Genomic DNA, 17251 nt, shown 5'->3' on the forward strand with positions numbered 1-17251 from the left:
CGTTTTACTTGCGACGCTTGTTCGCAATGGTGATGGCGCCAGCGCCGACAACAAGTGCGGAGCCAGCTGCGATCAGCACGCCCACACCGGCAGCACCGGTAATGGGAAGGCGGAATCCACCATTGCGAGGAGCATCCTTGACCGCGGTCTCCAGGGTGTAGTGGTTATTAGCCGTCGAGTTGGTCTCGAGGACCTGGAAGGCGATCGGGCGAGTCTGGAGCTCGAAGCCTTCGGGAGCCTTGGTCTCAACGAGGCAGTACCAACCGGGGTTGGTGACCTGCTTGTTGTTTGCCCAGTCGTTGTTGCGCAGGCCATCGATGGCAACCTCACCGTTTGCGTCGGTCACGTAGGTGGTAACACCGGCGGGGCTCAGCTTCGTGTCCAGGGTTGCGTCAACCGGGTCGAAGTTCTTGGTGGGAGTGCTTTCAGGCGTGCACTGGTACACCTCGAACTCTGCACCCTTGAGCTTCGCGCTTGTATCTTCTGCGGAAACCTTGGTGATCTTCACCTTGCCAAACTTGGAGACAACCTCAGAGTTCGGGTAATCCGGCGGGGGAACCTCACCCGAGTTGGGCTTCCAACCGTTGGTGGGAGCGTTGGGGAGCAAGATGCCCTTGTTCTTGAAGATACCGTCGGTACCGACCTTTTCCTTGACGGTACCAACCAGGTCCATCTGGACCTTGGTGGTGTCGTCCTTACGGTTCGCAATCAGCTTGGCGCGGCCGGTCTCAGTGAACTCAGCGGTCCAGAACATGGTTGTGCTGTCGGTGCCGGTGGCGCCGATCAGCTTGTAGTCAGTGCCCTTGGTCAGAGCAACCTCACCGGTCTTGCCGTTGATGATCTTCAGCATGATGGCGGCTTCGGGCAGTTCAACTCGCTTATCGTACTGGTCGACGACATCGTAGAAGTCAAGGCCCTCAACTGCGGGGATGTCGGACTTCAAGGCGTAGGAAATCTCCGAACCCACCGCGGGGGTGCTCTCGTCGGCGACGGTCTTCTCGACGCCGGCCTTGGCGTTCTTCGGGTATGCGTGAACGTCGTAGACCCACTTGTTCAGGTCCTTCGGGTTTGTCATCGGAACCGTGACGATGAAGGGCTTGGAGCCGACGTAGCCCGCGGGGGTTTCGGTCTCGGTCACGACGTAGGCGCCCAGGGGCAGGTTGGAGAAGGTGGCCAGACCGCCGCCAGCGGTGGTCTTCTCAACTGCTGCGTCAACGCCGTCTGCCTTCGCGGTAGCAACGTCACCGTTGAAACCAACGAGCTTCTCCCAGCCGGCCTGAGTGGTCAGGTCGACATTGGTCAAACGCTCGACGGTGAACTTTGTGCCGTCAAGCGGGGTACCGGTGACGGTGCTGTCCTCAAGACCGCTACCTTCGCTGATGCCGTTGGTGGCGTCCTTCACTAGCTTGTGGATGGTGATGGAGCCGGTCCTGTTGGTATCCAGATCAACCAGTGAGGGAAGACGCTCAGCGGTGGCAACAACACCGAATGCCGATCCGGAGGGGGCTGCCGTAGCAATACCAGGAACCGCTGCGGCACCGGTGGCAACCGCGATGACGGCGAGGAGGCTGATACCTCGACGGGTCTGAAGAGTTGTCATTTTTGTGTTCTCCTGTTGTACGGGATCTTTAAACAGATTAAGTGATGGCGATTGAACTAGTCATTTACAGGGTCCGTGTCTTGGGCAAAGTTATCTGCCTGAGGCGCTGTTTCATGGTGACCACCGGCAATCCATTCGGGACGAAGCCCCAAACGCTCATGCGGTAGATGCGACACGCCGACATGGGCACGAAATTTTTCGAATTTTTCGTGCGCTTACCCACAGCCTCAACCCACTCTGTGGAGAAATTGAGGAGCTCTATCCACAGGCCCCCTCGGGCACAATTTCCTCAAATTACACCGATGTAAGCCACCCTCATCCACACCCCATCCACAGAGGAACACTCATCCATCCACATCTAGGGTCAGGAACATAGTTAGACACAACATATTGGGTCTCGTGACGAAAGCACACACAAGGTGTAGTGTTATCGCATGTTCCGCTCCCCCGGGTAAACAGCGGAAAAACACACATCAACACACGACATTGAAAGGTCCGACCATGTCTATCACCGTCTACTCCAAGCCCATGTGTGTCCAGTGCGATGCGACCTACCGCGCACTCGACAAGCAGGGACTGGACTACACGAAGGTCGACCTCACCGAAGATCCCTCGGCACTCGAGTTCATTAAGGGCTTGGGCTACCAGCAAGCTCCCGTCGTTATCGCCGGTGAAGACCACTGGAGCGGCTACCGCCCCGATCTCATCAAGGCCGCAGCGCAGGCCTCGGCAATGGGAACGGCACGCGTCGTTAACGCCTAAAAGCAACCCACCCGGTCCCCCAAACAAACCGGGGGACCGGGTCACTTTTTGCTCCCTGCCCAGGGGCGGCCTCGTGAAAGGAAAAGACCACATGGTCAACGTCGTCTACTTCTCGTCGGCGACGGGCAATACCCGCCGTTTCGTGGAAAAACTCGGATTCCCAGCACAGCGAATCCCGCTTCTCCCCCGTGACGGATTCCTTCACGTCGATCAGCCCTACGTCCTCATCGTCCCCACCTATGGCGGAGGCAACGTCAAGGGAGCGGTCCCCAAACAAGTCATCAAGTTCCTCAACGATGAACACAACCGTGGCCTCTGCCGCGGAGTCATCTCTTCTGGGAACACCAACTTCGGCACGGCCTACTGCCTGGCCGGAGACATCATCTCCGCAAAATTACACATCCCCCACATGTATAAATTTGAGCTCCTCGGCACTGCCGAAGACGTCTCACGAGTTCGCGAAGGATTGAGCGAGTTTTGGCAGAAAACCTCACCGACACAGGAGTAGAAACAGCCCCCTCCCCCGAGCTGGATTACCACGCGCTCAACGCGCAACTGAACCTCTACGACGCCGACGGCAAGATCCAATTCGAGGCCGATCGACAGGCAGCGCGCCAGTACTTCCTCCAGCACGTCAACCAGAACACCGTTTTCTTCCACGACCTGGAAGAGAAGATGGAATACCTGGTCGAGCAGGGCTACTACGAGAAGCATGTCTTGGACCAATACGACTTCCAAGACATCAAGGACCTCCACAAGCAAGCCTACGCCCACAAGTTCCGCTTCCCCACCTTCTTGGGCGCCTTCAAGTACTACACCTCGTACACGCTCAAGACCTTCGATGGGACCCGCTACCTAGAGCGCTTTGAAGACCGCGTCGTCATGGTCGCGCTCTACTTGGCACAGGGCGATATCGAGATGGCGCGCCACCTGGTCGATGAGATGATGACCGGACGTTTCCAGCCGGCAACCCCGACCTTCCTCAATGCCGGCAAGGCCGCCCGAGGCGAGCTCGTCTCCTGCTTCCTTCTGCGCATCGAAGACAACATGGAATCCATCGCCCGCGGCATCAACTCCGCACTGCAGCTGTCCAAGCGCGGCGGTGGCGTGGCCCTGCAGCTCACCAACCTTCGCGAGGCCGGCGCCCCGATCAAGAAGATTCAGAACCAGTCCAGTGGCGTAGTTCCCGTTATGAAGCTTCTCGAGGACTCTTTCTCCTACGCGAACCAGCTGGGCGCACGTCAGGGCGCGGGTGCCGTCTACCTGCACGCACACCACCCGGACATCATGCAGTTCCTGGACACCAAGCGCGAGAATGCGGATGAGAAGATCCGTATTAAGACCCTCTCCTTGGGCGTGGTCATCCCCGACATCACCTTCGAACTGGCCCGCAAGAACGAGGACATGTACCTATTCAGTCCCTACGATGTCGAGCGCGTCTACGGCGTGCCCTTCTCGGAAATCTCAGTCACCGAGAAATACCACGAGATGGTCGATGATGGCCGTATCCACAAGAAGAAGATCAACGCACGTCGTTTCTTCCAGACCATCGCTGAAATCCAGTTCGAGTCCGGCTACCCCTACATTGTCTTCGAAGACACGGTCAATGCTGCGAACCCCATCAAGGGCCGCATCACCATGTCGAACCTGTGCTCGGAGATCCTCCAGGTGTCCGAAGCCTCGACCTACAACGATGACCTCTCGTACTCGCACATTGGTAAGGACATTTCCTGCAACCTGGGCTCGCTCAATATCGCGAAGACCATGGATTCCCCGGATTTCTCCAAGACCATCGAGACCGCAATCCGCGGTTTGACTGCCGTCTCTGATCTGTCGGATATCCAGTCGGTACCTTCGATTGCCCGCGGTAACGCCATGAGCCACGCCATCGGCCTGGGTCAGATGAACCTCCACGGTTACCTCGCTCGCGAGCACGTTTACTACGGCAGCGAAGAAGCCCTGGACTTCACGAATATGTACTTTATGGCCGTCGCCTACGAGGCCATCAAGGCCTCGTGCACAATCGCCCGCGAGCGCGGAGTGAGCTTCGAGGGCTTCGAGGATTCCCAATACGCCTCGGGCGAGTACTTCCGCAAATACATCGACCAGGTGTGGGAGCCCCAAACTGAGCGTTGCCGCGAACTTCTTGCGGCCTCGACAATCCACCTGCCCACGCAGGAGGATTGGGCGGCTCTGGCGGCCGACGTCGCCCAGTACGGAATGTACAACCAGAACCTGCAGGCGGTCCCGCCGACCGGTTCGATCTCGTACATCAACGGCTCGACCTCATCGATCCACCCGATCGTCTCGCGCATCGAAATCCGCAAGGAAGGCAAGATCGGTCGCGTCTACTACCCGGCGCCCTACATGACGAACGAAAACCTGGAGTACTACCAGGATGCGTACGAAATCGGCCCCGAGAAGATCATCGACACCTACGCGGTTGCGACCCAGCACGTCGATCAGGGCCTGTCGCTCACGCTGTTCTACCCCGATACGGTGACCACGCGTGACCTCAACAAGTCCTACATCTACGCGTGGAAGAAGGGCATCAAGACCCTGTACTACATGCGACTGCGTCAGATGGCACTGGAAGGCACCGAAGTTTCGGGCTGCGTGTCCTGCATGCTGTGATGTCAAGCCCGTTTGCCGGGTAGAGCGGGGGTCGGGAAACCGGCCCCCGCATTGTATTTGTGCTGCTGCGCGGAGTGTCTCCGGGTGCGGAAAGAGGCACGCGGACCAGCGGGCACGGCCTCGGAAAGAGGCGTGGGGGCACGGCCTCGGAAAGTCACGTGGGGGGCACGGCCTCGGAAAGCCACGTGAGGGCACGGCCTCGGAAAGCCACACGAAGTCAGGAAAAGACACAGGCTATAACCTGTGACAAACACCAACTTCATGTGGAGCAAGCTTAGAGGATGCTTGGAACGCGCCTGCACCTCAAGCCATTGCCTATGATGGAGACATGACGCAACCTGATCCGCAGAACTCCGGACCATTCAAAGCCCCCATCCCAATGAACGCTTCGGGATACGCGGAATCCGCGCAGGTACCGCAAGTGCCAGCGCCTCCCTCGGCAATACCAGCGCCAACTCCGGCTGCACCCCAACAGCCCCAAACTTCCTCTCAACCCCAGTTCGGTGCACCTGAATTCACCTACACGCCGGCCACCCCGACGCTGGAGGCGCGCAATGTCCCCAGCAACGGCCCGCTGGTTCTTGCTCTTCTTGGCCTGTTCCTCATCGGCCTTTTCGGCTCGATTCCGGCATGGGCATGGAGCACTTCCGCGATCAAGAACGCTCGCTCGGCATCCCTTCCCGAAAATTCCTATCAGAAGGCCCTCATCGCCCGATCTCTGGGCATCGCAGGCACGATCATTCACTCCTGCCTGGTCGTTTTCCTCATCATTTACGCGATCATCACGATCTCGCACGCGATCGGCTGAGCTCATGAGCACCTCAAGCAATCAAGAGCGCGCACAGCGCATTTCCGGCCAGAGTTCTACCGCTGAGTTCCGCAAACACACCGGTAGCGATGAGGAACTCATCCGAACGCTTCACAAACTTGATGGACGCTCGTATCCCGCTTACAAGTCCGTCGTTGGAATGTGGGATTTCGGGAGCTTCTCGCTTTCAATCGACCGAATTCAGGCCGATCCCTACGCTCCGCCCTCGAAGGTGCGTGCCATTTCAACCCCGCAGGAAATGGGACTTCCACAGGCCGCAATCGCCTCACCCGATGCCCGGGCAGCGTGCGCAGATTACCTACTGCGTGCTTTCAACCGTTCCCTACGCGAGCGACGCCTTCATGACATTCAGGTAATGTCCCCCAGCGTCGAGATTCTTGATCGCAGTGCCTGCACCGTCAAGCCCGACCGCGTTGAATTGCGTTTTGAAGTCCGTATGCCCGCACGAGGCCGAACAATCCTTGGCCACCGCGCAGCACAGATTTTCGACCTCGACGTACCGGATGCAGTCCAAGATACTTTCGACTACCTGAGCGATATTCCTGAAGTCGAACGCGAACGTGAGGCTTTGTTGCGTCATATCGCGGTTTACGAGGATTATCGTGCCCTGCAGCAGATCCTCATCGATCGCGGCTGGGTATCTTTCATCGCCAACGGTTCCATTCTTGCTCGCCGCAGCGGAGTCTCGCAGTCCCCCATGGAGGGTGCACTTCCTTTCTCCTCCCCCGCCACTGCCGAGGCCGAGGTCGAGCTCCCTCACGCCGGCATCCTTCGCGGGATGGCAATCGAGCCCGGAGTCACGGTGATTGTCGGCGGCGGATACCACGGTAAGTCCACGCTTTTGGGTGCGATTCAGCGTGGCGTATATGCGCACATTCCTGGAGATGGCCGCGAATACGTTGCAACCCTTGAGGATGCGATGAAGGTACGCGCTGCCGATGGTCGGGCGGTCACCGGCGTCGATGTCTCATCCTTCATCACTCATCTTCCGGGAGATACCGGCACAACGCATTTCTCCACTGAGAATGCCTCGGGTTCAACATCGCAGGCTGCATCCTTAATCGAGTCAATCCAGTTGGCTTCGACGCTTCTACTGATTGACGAAGACACCAGCGCAACGAACCTCATGATCCGTGATGCGCGCATGCGCGAGCTGGTCCAATCAGAGAAAGAGCCGATCACTCCCCTGGTTGATCGAATTTCCTCCCTTCACAAAGATCTGGGTGTCTCAACAATCCTCGTCATGGGCGGATCGGGAGATTATCTCGATCAGGCAGATCGGGTCTTGATGATGGACCACTACCGCTGCCTAGACGTGAGCGATCGGGCACGTCACATCGTCGATGAGCTTCCTCGTGCACATCAGAACCTGACAATGAGCGCTCCTTTAGCGCGGCGCGCCCCTGCGCGCTTGCATTCCTCCGATCGACCAAAGACGAAGGCAGCAGGTTTGTCCTCAATCACCATCGACAAGATCAACCTTGACTTGGGCGACGTTGAGCAGATTGTGGATCCTGGGCAGACCGAGGCAATTGCATGGATGCTTCGCGGATTGCTTTACACCTACGCGAATGGGGCAAGTAGCCTCAGTGATCTTTTGGCGCGCCTTGAGCGCGCACTGAACTCTGAAGGTTTAGATGCTGTCGTAAAATTCGGGGCGCACGCCCTGCCAGGACGCCTTGCCCGCCCACGCCTCGTCGATGTCGCAGCGGCCCTCAACCGCTTCCGAGGACTGAGCTTGAGCGAGAAAGCACCCTCCAGCGCCACCAAAGACTAAGGGATACACCGGGGGAAATCAGGGAAGGCCCAGGGCATCCCCCCATAGCGCTCGCTCTGCTCGCACCGCCATGATGGAGGCATGAATACAGATCCATCTGCGACCCCGATCGTTCGCCTCGCTAACGTGTCCAAGGTTTACGGCATGGGTGATACCCAGGTCACTGCCCTCAATAACGTCACCGTTGATTTCTACTCTGGTGAATTCACCGCAATCATGGGCCCCTCCGGCTCGGGTAAGTCCACCATGATGCACATTCTTGCGGGACTCGATTCGCTGACCTCAGGTCGCGTGCTCATTGAAAACACAGAAATCACCGCTTTGAAAGATGCTGATCTGACGAAACTTCGCCGCGACCGCATCGGTTTCATCTTCCAGAGCTTCAACTTGATTCCCACCCTGGATGCCAAGGCAAACATCCTTCTCCCCTTGGAACTTGCAGGACAGAAAGTTGATGAAGACTGGTTCACCTTCGTTGTTTCTTCGCTAGGGCTGGAACAACGCCTCAACCACAGGCCATCAGAACTTTCGGGTGGCCAGCAGCAGCGTGTGGCTGTAGCTCGTGCACTGATGAGCCGTCCCGCAGTCATCGTTGCTGACGAACCCACCGGTAACCTAGATTCTCACTCGACCTCAGAGGTTCTTGATCTATTGCGTCGAGCAGTTACCGAACTGGGTCAGTCCGTCATTATGGTCACTCACGATGTTCATGCCGCAACCTACGCTGATCGCGTCTTGGTTGTCCGTGACGGCCAAATCGTGTCCGATCTTCGCAATGCCAGCGAAGAGCAGCTGAATGCCGCGTTGAGGTGACATCCGTGAGCGCAACGACACGGCTGTTAAAAGCCAATCTTCATTCCCACGGTCGCCGCTACTTCTCAACTGGCTTGGCGGTTGCCATCTCCACTGCGTTCATCGTCATCACGCTTTTGTTCTCAAATACGATGACCTCATCGCTTACCGGTAGCGTCCGTAATTCCTACCGCGGGACCACATCAGTGGTCACCTACAGTCCTGCCGATGACGAGGCGCTGAACATGACGCCTGCCCAGGTCGGCAATGATTTCGATACCCTCACTCAAAAGATCGCAAACATTCAGGGCGTGACGGCGGTTGGAATTACAGCGCAATACCCCATTGCAGTGAAGGCCGGCAACGATCAGACAACGATCTTCCTCTCTCCAGCGCTCGCGGAACCCCTCAGCGCAGTGAAGATGAGTGAAGGAAAAGCCCCTGCCACGGCCTCGGAAATCGTCATTCCCCAGCGCACGGCAAAGGAATCTTCCCTCAAAATTGGCGACAAACTGACAAGCCTGTCCCGTGACAATGCGGTTTCCGCACACGAGTTCACCATCGTCGGAACCTACTCTTCTGGAAATCGCACTTTGGCACCGTCCTACGTGACGACTCAAGGTTTCGAGGCGAGCACGGGAATGAAGCCGACCGGTGAAATTCACGTTGCGACCAATGCGCCTGCAGTGAATAAGTACGGAAACCCCTCAACTGATGATCAGGAAAAGTGGACACAAAAGCTCACAACTGAGCTGGCTTCACTCAAGGGCGTCAAGGTGACGAGTGTTTCCGCAACCGTGGACGAAAGCCTGCGAGCGATTCAAATCTCATCGGCGATGATCACCGCGATTGCGCTGATCTTCCCGGCTATTGCAATCGTGGTTGCCTCGGTTGTCGTCTCTTCGACCTTCCGAGTACTGCTCCAACAGCGCAGGCGCGAACTGGCACTTCTGCGCGCACTGGGCGGAAGTACGAAGCAGGTGCGCTCTCTGGTTCGCCGCGAGACCTATGCGGTTGGCGGGATTTCCTCGCTCGTCGGCATCGTCTTGGGACTCCTACTTGGCGGATTGCTAAGCACTCTCACAGAGGACACCACTTTTGTCGATGTCATCTCCTCGATTTCGCCCCTCTATGTCGTGCTCGTGTGGCTCTTCGGTACACTGCTAACCGTTTTCGTTGGCCGCCGACCTGCCCGCACGGTTTCTCAAGTTCCTCCGATCGCTGCGCTTTCCCCGGTTAACGAGTCCGACGCTACTTCCCAGAAGAGCCACCGTTTCGCGTTGACCCTGGGACTGCTAATGACGGTGCTGTGCGGTGGAAGCCTGTTTGCCTCACTTCGTATTCACAATGGGTCGCAGAAATTCTTGGCCTCTTTCGGTCTGTCTTTGCTGTGCCTGGTGGGCATCCTCGTGACATGCACCGTCATTGTCCCCGCGGCAACAAAGCTCTTTGGGAAGGTGTGGCCGGGAATGCTTGCGCGGATGGCACGCGAAAATACGGTCCGCAACCCCGGTCGAACCGCCGCAACCGGTACATCGATTGTCATTGGCGTCACCCTGGTTGTCACCATGATGGTCGGAGCCTCCTCGTTGCGTGACTCCCTGATTAACGAAGTTAATGAGCGTCGTCCTTTCGACATCTCGGTGTCGAACTTTAGTGACGAGGCTCTGAGTAGCGATATTCAGTCGCGGATCTCTTCGACCGATGGAGTGGCCGCTACGGTCCCCGTTTATTCCACTGTGGGCGGTGCTAACGCAGAGGATGGAACCATTGCTCCCGGAGGTAGCGGTTCTGAAGCGCCCGGATCGATGCGGATTTTAGGACAACCCAACTACTCAACGGTCGCGCACTCAACTGTCGATCAGATCGACGATGCGACTGTGATGGTCGGTTTGGGGTCCCTGGACGGCAAGAACATCAAGCTGTGCGCAGCTGAAGGTTCATGCATAACCCTGAAAGCGAAGTACGACAAGGATTCCACAGCACCCTATGAGATCAGTCAGGCGAATCTGCTGAAAATCGCCCCAAAGGCTCCAATTACCGGAATGATCGTCAAGCTCAAGGATGGGGCCTCTGCAACAGCCGTTCAGAAGAACCTGGCAAAGATTGACACCGGACTGTCTGTTGGAGGTTCGGCAATCGAACGCGAGATGTACACGAACATCATTAATCGGATGTTGCTCATTGTCCTCGGCCTGTTGGGTGTGTCTGTCCTGGTTGCGCTGGTGGGTGTTGCGAACACTCTGTCACTGTCGGTTGCCGAACGTACCCGTGAAAATGGCCTGCTTCGAGCCCTTGGCCTGACCAAGAGACAGATGAAATCTATGCTCGCTCTTGAAGCACTGTTCATCTCAGTGACGGGGGCGCTGATTGGAACCGCGTGCGGAATCTTCTTCGGAGCGATAGGCATCCTGGCGCTTCCCTTGGAAGGCATCACGGTCTTCATCACTATCCCGTGGATGCAGATCCTTGCGGTGATCCTGATCGCGATCCTTGCTGCGCTCCTTGCCTCGTGGCTACCTGGTCGCAGAGCAGCAAAGGTCAGTCCTTCGGTCGCCCTGGCTACCGAATAAGACTGGAAAATTTAGGCTTTCTGCCAGATCACAAGTAGGGGTGTGGGGCCAGGCGGTTTTCCGCTTGGCCCCACACCCTTACTCATGAAAGTACTCAGTCATCTTCAGCGCCCACGAGCGCCGAGGCCAACCTTAGAGCCCCAAAAAAGCTTCCCAACGGGGAAGATCCCGACGCGCCAGAGCAACTCCGGCGTCAAAGGCATCTTCAAGGCGTTCAACATTCATCTCCATCTTGTCGATGGCCAGATCTTCGGGGGTCACAATCAACGCACGTCCCTGTTCCTCCAGCTCAAATAGCTTCCGGCGGGCGGCGTTGTAGGCGACGGTACGGCGAGCCACGGCCCCGGCCATGGAGGGAAGATGGGGGAAAGCCAGCCTGAGGGCGGAATATACGCCGGGCTTGATCGGAGCCTTGACGAAGTCTCGCGGGCGCGTAAGAACGACGAAAAACTTACGGTAGCCATCGCGCATGGGTGCATCCAGCGGGATTCCACCATCTGGCCCAAGAGCTCCATCAACGTAGGTGTCGCCATCGATCGTGACCGTCGGCATGATGATCGGCAGCGTCGAGGAGGCACGAACGCAGCGACCAACTTCTTCCACCGTACGCATATCTTCCTTGGTGAACCAGACTTCTTCCCCTCGGGTCGCATTGAAGGCTCCGATGCGAACCTCTGCCGGGTTCGAAAGGAAAGTATCGAGGTCCAAAGGCGCATCGCCGTCGGGCTGAGCGATCTCGTCGTACAAATAGTCGACATTGAACATCCCGCGGCCGTGCATCCAGTGCTTGAGACCTCCGAATTCAGGGCTGTCGGCGACTGTCGTGAAAGTATCGTGAGCACGCTGAGCATCACGAGACACATAGTTAACGGTGTTCGATGAACCCGCGGAAATCCCCGAAACATGGGGGAAATCAATACCCTCTTCGATCAGGGTTGCGGTGATTCCAGCGGTGAAGGCGCCGCGCATACCGCCGCCTTCAAAAACCAGGGCAGTGTCATCAATGTGCTTAAGAGTTTTCGTGTTCACCCCTCGACTCTACGGCGCAAAGCGGGGGCAGGCGAAGGGGTGGGGACGAATTTATGGCGAAAATTACCTGTTCTTTGTTCCCGTGAATACGACATAGTGATAGAAAACAAAGCGGAAAGCCGTTCCCAGCGCAAAGCCGACGACATAGGCGGAAATATTGTCGGCCAGAGGCGAATTCAAACCGAGGATGTGGTGCGTGAACAGCAGACAGAACTGCGTAATTCCAATGCCGCACACGTTTGCAAAGAAGAATAGAAATGCTTCACGTCCCGCGTTTTCCTGAGTTCGCCCGCGGTAGGTCCACACGCGGTTCATGATCCACGAGTAGATGGTTGCAATGCTGGCTGCAAGCGCATTCGCGGTATTGACATGGCCTGAAAGGAATCCCAGCGGTCCGTGCTGAAAAAGGTTGAACAGCCCCATGTCGATGACGAAAGCGGTTGCTCCAACCAGCCCGAATTGGATGAATTCCTTAATCCACCCGCGCAGAGTCTCCCCGAGGCTCTGGGGGGCTTGTGTAGTGATGTGTTGATCTGTGGGCATGCTACTGATTTTAACGTTTAATTTGAGGGTGTTTGGCCAGCGTGCTCCGAACGGTCTCCAGATGCGGGTGTACTCCCTTACAGTATCCATATGACTGAAGAAGCAGCTCCTCTTGCCCCGCAGCGTTTTGGGACGCGAGTTCGTTCCATCCATGGGGACTACTTTGACGACCCCTGGGATTGGTTGCGCGACCGTAATGATCCCCAGGTTGTGGCTCATATCCAGGCGGAAAACCGCTGGGCGGACAAGGTGTGCGAACCTACACGGGAATTGGTCAGCGCTCTTGTTTCGGAGTTCGATTCTTTCACTGCACCGGTTGTGTATTCGGCTCCTCAGCGGATTGGTGACTGGTGGTACTTCCAGCGCCAATTCCACGAAGATTCCTACGCGAAGCATTATCGAGTTTCAGCCCTGCACTACACCGAAACCCCGGTGCTGGCAGATAAGGACACCTTGGAAGGTGAGCAGCTTCTTCTTGACGAAAACCTGTGTGCCCAAGGTGAAGAGTTCTTCAAAGTCGGGGAATTGGTTCCAACCGCAGATGGACGCTTGATTGCTTGGTCTCGCGATACCGAAGGGGACGAACGCTGGACGTGGATTATTCAGGACGCATCCAGCGGCGACATCGTTGACCAGGTCGTGACTGACGCGGGCTATGGCTTCGCCTGGGCGGCTGATTCACAGTCCTTCATTTACACGCGAGTTGATGAAGCGTGGCGCCAGTTCCAGCTCTGGCATCACCAAGTTGGCGCGAATATCGACGAGGATTCCCTGCTGTTGGAAGAGCCGGACGAGGCCTTCGATCTGTGGTTTTCCGCGTCGAACGACCCGTGGCACGTCGTTGTTCATTCGACCTCGACAACCAGTGGCGGTGCATGGCTGTGGGATCCTTATGCACCCAGCACTTCTCCGCTTCCCGTTGTCGCCAAGCGTGATGACGTCCAGATCAACGTTGAACCCGCAGGCGATCACCTGCTTGTCATCCACACGGCGCTTTCACGCGAAGGAAGTTTGGCATGTATTCCTTTGCCTCAAGAGGGCACGGTGGATTCGCTTGTGGACCCCGATCGCTGGGTGACGCTCTACACCGCCCGTGACGGTGAGCGCCTGAGCGATCTCGAGGCCTATCGCGATTTCTTCACCCTGTCCTACAGGCGTGACGCACTCCCCCAAGCACGCTACTACCGGCGCACACGCCAGCTCGAAGTTGTCGACGGAAAACCGGTTCCGGCCTCGGATTGCAGTGATCTGTGGGAGCTTGGGGAAGAACTCAATAAAGAAGGGACGATCCGTAGCCTCTATCCCCTCAGTTCTGGGCGATTTGAAGACTGCCTTGTTCGTGTGGGGTATCAGAGTGTTTTGACTTCACCGACCGTAGAAGAGCTTGATCTACGAACAGGGAAGTCGCGTATCCTCAAGGTCACTCAGGTTCCCAACTGGGATCCGTCTGATTTCACGGAAGAGCGCGTGTGGGTGAGTGCCCGAGATGGGCACACTCAAATTCCGGTCACTTTGGTTCATCGTCGTGATGCCCAGCCCGACGGAACACATGCGGGGTGGATCCACGGCTATGGGTCCTATGAAATTTCCTTTGACCCCGAATTCGACATCTTGCGTCTTCCTGCCCTTAAACGAGGCGTCGTGCACGCAATCGCCCATATCCGCGGCGGCGGAGAAATGGGACGCGCATGGTACGAAGACGGCAAGAAACTGGTGAAAACCCACACCTTCACCGATTTCCTGGACGTTTCGAACTACCTGGTCAACTCCGGATGGGTTCACCCCGATCGTTTGATCGCCGAGGGTCGCAGTGCGGGGGGACTTCTTATGGGTGCAGTCACGAACGCACAGCCCGATCGTTTTGCCGCAATAATCGCAGGGGTCCCTTTCGTTGACGCACTGACAACAATCTTGGATCCCTCACTTCCCCTGACTGTTGGCGAGTGGGAAGAATGGGGAAATCCCATCGAGGATCCTGACGTTTTCGCGCTCATGCGCTCATACACCCCCTATGAAAATGTCCACCAGGGAGTGCGCTATCCAGCAATCATGGCAACGACCTCAATCAATGACACACGCGTCTTCTACGTTGAACCCCATAAGTGGATTCAACGTCTTCGACAAGCTACCGCTCAAGTCCCCGATCAACCACCCATCGTGATCCGAACCGAAATGGTCGCTGGACACGCGGGGGCATCTGGACGCAAGGGACGCTGGAATGCCAGGGCGCAAGAATTCGCCTTCGTGCTGCACCAGGTCGGTATTACCAAGTAGAGGAATTTTCTATGACAATCACAGCTGCGGTAGACGGTTCTTCTTTAGGCAACCCCGGACCTGCTGGATGGGCATGGGTAATCTCAGAGGACTGTTGGGATGCGGGCGGTTGGCCCAGCGGTACCAACAATTTGGGCGAACTCAATGCAGTCCTCGAGCTGCTCAATGCCACCGCTCAAGCCGGTTTAGCTGACGAAGAGCTCCACATCCTCGCAGACTCTCAGTACGCAATTAATGTGATCTCCAAGTGGTCACCCGGCTGGAAGAAGCGCGGGTGGGTCAAGGCTGATAAGAAACCCATTAAAAATCTGGAACTCATTCAAGAAATCGACCGCGCTATGCAGGGGCGCACAGTGACCTTCGAGTGGGTGAAGGGCCACGCGGGACATCCGCTCAACGAGCGGGCCGATGACGCAGCACGTTCCTGCGCGGAAGCTTACCGCGATGGTCGCGATATTCCCACGGGGCCGGGGTTCGCTTCACCTGCGGAAAGCACGGCGACGGAATTCGAACCTTCCACGCCCACAGCTGATGCTGCCTCGGCAGGCAGAGAAATTCTGGGAAACGCAACGGATGTGCAAACGCCGGAAGAAGCACTCGAACGCCAATTCCTTGAGGCTTGGCTTCGCGCAAACTCTCTTGCCCTCAAAGCGCTCGAAGCCCCCGGCTGCATACGCATCTGGCACAACGGTTCTCTTACCCAGGGTTTGGAAGGACGCGCACCCGAGCACGTGAAGGCCTCGAATTTCCAGGTCAGTCGCGTGCAGGGCTCAAGCGACCAACACAATACGGCCGCAGGCTATCCGGACACATGGGTCATCACCTACGTTTTGACCTGGACGGGCGGAAAGCTGCGCGAAAGCAGCACCTGGGTTGCGGGGAAGGAGGGGCCTCGGATCCTCATGCACCAGTCCTCACCAATCTCGGCTCGGTAACTCGTATCGCTCAAGAGCTTCAACCTTCCGGGCTAACGGATACATTCTGTTCCGATTCGCGAACACCGAATGCACGTCCTGTTCCCGCGGCTCAAAATGGGGGAATGCCATCCTCAACCCGCGCGGAAATCCTTACCGGAATCCGCATGACCGCCCCCATTGCGGCGGGCTATATTCCTCTGGGGATTGCATACGGCATTTTGGTCATGCAGCTTGGTATGCCCTGGTGGATGGCACCAGCACTTTCTCTCGCTGCCTATTCAGGGTCGGCGGAGCTCCTTGTCATTACTTTGGCGGCTTCGTACACCCCCATCGCCGTCATTGCGGTGACGATGCTGCTCGTCAACTTCCGGCATCTCTTCTACGCGTTTTCCTTCCCTCTCCACCTAGTCGAGGGCAAACTCGCGCGCCTATTTTCCATGTATGCCCTGGTTGATGAGGCCTACGCGATCACCGCAGCACGACCCGAAGGCTGGACGAAGCCTCGTCTTCTTGCGATGCAAGCGACCTATCTCGCGACATGGGTGGCCTCAGGATTAATTGGCGTTCTTGCGGGCTCGTTCATCCCCACTCAGATCCAGGGATTGGATTTTGCCCTCACTGCACTGTTCATTACCTTGACCGTCGATTCAATTCGTTCCCTCAAGGACATTCCCTCGGTTGTTTTGGCCGCCGGATCATTCCTCATCGCAATGCTGGTCTGGCCACAACAACGGCTTTTGCTTGCACTGCTACTATTCGTCACTTCTCTTGTGGTGCGCCATGTGTTCTCAAGAAGACGCGAAGCCTCTTCCAATCCCAGCGCCGATTCAGACCATCAGCTGCACGCGCCGCACACCGGTGAGGAGTCCTGATGTCTCACTCACTCCCTTACCTCCTCGGAATCCTCCTGGTCGTCTTCGTCATCGACTTCACTTTGCGAGCACTTCCCTTCAAGATCCTCGAGCCCCTGCGCGAGTCCAGCTTTGTTCGCAATATGGCTGTGTGGATGCCTCCGGGGATTTTGTTGATCCTTGTTCTGGCAACCCTAAGTGACAGCGCGGGCGCTGCGGGCTCCCAGTGGTGGGCAGCCATTGTCGCAACCGCCATTACGGTTGTTGTCCATCTAGCAACAAAGCGGCGCCTCCTCTGGAGTGTCGGCTTGGGGACCCTCAGCTACATCCTCATGCTGAACTTGCTCTAGAAGCCGTACTTACGGTGCCCACGCCTCGCCCCGCACGCCCCGCCGCGCCGCGTTCGACACCCCAGCCACCGCCTCGTCCCGCCCGACCCGTCTCACACGAAGACTCACCCCCCCCTCCACACGAAGTCGACAAAAGACACAGCTCGTTTCCAGTGACATTCACCAATTTCGTATGTCTTTTGGCACGGAACAGCAGTACACGGTGTCACGCGCCTTCCCGTCCTGCGCTTAACCGGCTACCTCCACACGAAGTCAACAAAAGACACAGCTTATTCCCTGCGACATTTACCGACTTCGTGTGATATTCGGGGAGCGGCAGG

At 57.1% G+C, this 17251-nt stretch carries 14 protein-coding genes; 11 read left to right on the plus strand and 3 right to left on the minus strand.

Going from position 1 to position 17251, the window contains the following annotated elements; translation table 11 throughout:
- Positions 1-4: 4 nt before the first annotated feature.
- Positions 5-1600, minus strand: a complete 1596-nt coding sequence (locus QZR18_RS07380; RefSeq protein WP_295910827.1) for a SpaH/EbpB family LPXTG-anchored major pilin — start codon at positions 1598-1600, stop codon at positions 5-7.
- Between the two features lie 501 nt (positions 1601-2101).
- Here QZR18_RS07380 and nrdH point away from each other — a divergent pair.
- The 7 genes from nrdH (at position 2102) to QZR18_RS07415 (ending at position 10967) form a co-directional block, all read left to right on the plus strand.
- Positions 2102-2362: a glutaredoxin-like protein NrdH gene (gene nrdH, locus QZR18_RS07385; RefSeq protein ID WP_009407829.1), complete on the plus strand. Its 261-nt coding sequence runs from the start codon at positions 2102-2104 to the stop codon at positions 2360-2362.
- Between the two features lie 91 nt (positions 2363-2453).
- The gene (gene nrdI / locus QZR18_RS07390) at positions 2454-2870 is read left to right on the plus strand and encodes a class Ib ribonucleoside-diphosphate reductase assembly flavoprotein NrdI (protein WP_178704823.1); all 417 of its coding nucleotides are present in this window, start codon (positions 2454-2456) and stop codon (positions 2868-2870) included.
- Entirely contained in the window at positions 2840-4996 is a 2157-nt protein-coding gene (gene nrdE / locus QZR18_RS07395; protein WP_178704821.1) for a class 1b ribonucleoside-diphosphate reductase subunit alpha, read from the plus strand. The genes nrdI and nrdE overlap by 31 nt, the downstream gene beginning before the upstream one ends.
- Positions 4997-5324: 328 nt before the next feature.
- Positions 5325-5804, plus strand: coding sequence for a hypothetical protein (locus QZR18_RS07400; RefSeq protein ID WP_178704818.1), 480 nt, complete (start codon positions 5325-5327; stop codon positions 5802-5804).
- A 4-nt stretch (positions 5805-5808) separates the two neighbouring features.
- Positions 5809-7602 carry an ABC-ATPase domain-containing protein gene (locus QZR18_RS07405; protein WP_178704815.1) on the plus strand — a complete coding sequence of 598 codons (1794 nt, stop codon included), beginning with the start codon at positions 5809-5811 and terminating at the stop codon, positions 7600-7602.
- Between the two features lie 81 nt (positions 7603-7683).
- Positions 7684-8415: an ABC transporter ATP-binding protein gene (locus QZR18_RS07410; protein ID WP_178704811.1), complete on the plus strand. Its 732-nt coding sequence runs from the start codon at positions 7684-7686 to the stop codon at positions 8413-8415.
- A 5-nt stretch (positions 8416-8420) separates the two neighbouring features.
- Complete coding sequence (locus tag QZR18_RS07415) at positions 8421-10967, plus strand: FtsX-like permease family protein (RefSeq protein WP_178704808.1); 2547 nt, start codon at positions 8421-8423, stop codon at positions 10965-10967.
- A 132-nt stretch (positions 10968-11099) separates the two neighbouring features.
- Here QZR18_RS07415 and QZR18_RS07420 read toward each other — a convergent pair whose 3' ends face one another.
- A complete protein-coding gene (locus QZR18_RS07420; protein WP_295910830.1) occupies positions 11100-11996 on the minus strand; it encodes a patatin family protein in 897 nt (298 codons plus the stop codon).
- A 63-nt stretch (positions 11997-12059) separates the two neighbouring features.
- Complete coding sequence (locus QZR18_RS07425) at positions 12060-12539, minus strand: GtrA family protein (RefSeq protein ID WP_178704802.1); 480 nt, start codon at positions 12537-12539, stop codon at positions 12060-12062.
- 90 nt (positions 12540-12629) lie between these two features.
- Between QZR18_RS07425 and QZR18_RS07430 the strand changes: the two genes are divergently transcribed.
- The 4 genes from QZR18_RS07430 to QZR18_RS07445 all read left to right on the plus strand — a co-directional run bounded on the left by QZR18_RS07430 (position 12630) and on the right by QZR18_RS07445 (position 16931).
- Positions 12630-14813 (plus strand): S9 family peptidase, encoded by a 2184-nt coding sequence (locus tag QZR18_RS07430; RefSeq protein WP_178704799.1) that lies wholly within the window; start codon positions 12630-12632, stop codon positions 14811-14813.
- 11 nt (positions 14814-14824) lie between these two features.
- Positions 14825-15748 (plus strand): ribonuclease H, encoded by a 924-nt coding sequence (locus QZR18_RS07435; protein ID WP_178704796.1) that lies wholly within the window; start codon positions 14825-14827, stop codon positions 15746-15748.
- Between the two features lie 104 nt (positions 15749-15852).
- Positions 15853-16602 carry an AzlC family ABC transporter permease gene (locus QZR18_RS07440; protein ID WP_178704793.1) on the plus strand — a complete coding sequence of 250 codons (750 nt, stop codon included), beginning with the start codon at positions 15853-15855 and terminating at the stop codon, positions 16600-16602.
- A complete protein-coding gene (locus QZR18_RS07445; protein ID WP_178704790.1) occupies positions 16602-16931 on the plus strand; it encodes a branched-chain amino acid transporter permease in 330 nt (109 codons plus the stop codon). The genes QZR18_RS07440 and QZR18_RS07445 overlap by 1 nt, the downstream gene beginning before the upstream one ends.
- The last annotated feature ends 320 nt before the right edge of the window (positions 16932-17251 follow it).

The organism is uncultured Actinomyces sp. (assembly GCA_900541895.1).
Lineage (GTDB): Bacteria > Actinomycetota > Actinomycetes > Actinomycetales > Actinomycetaceae > Pauljensenia.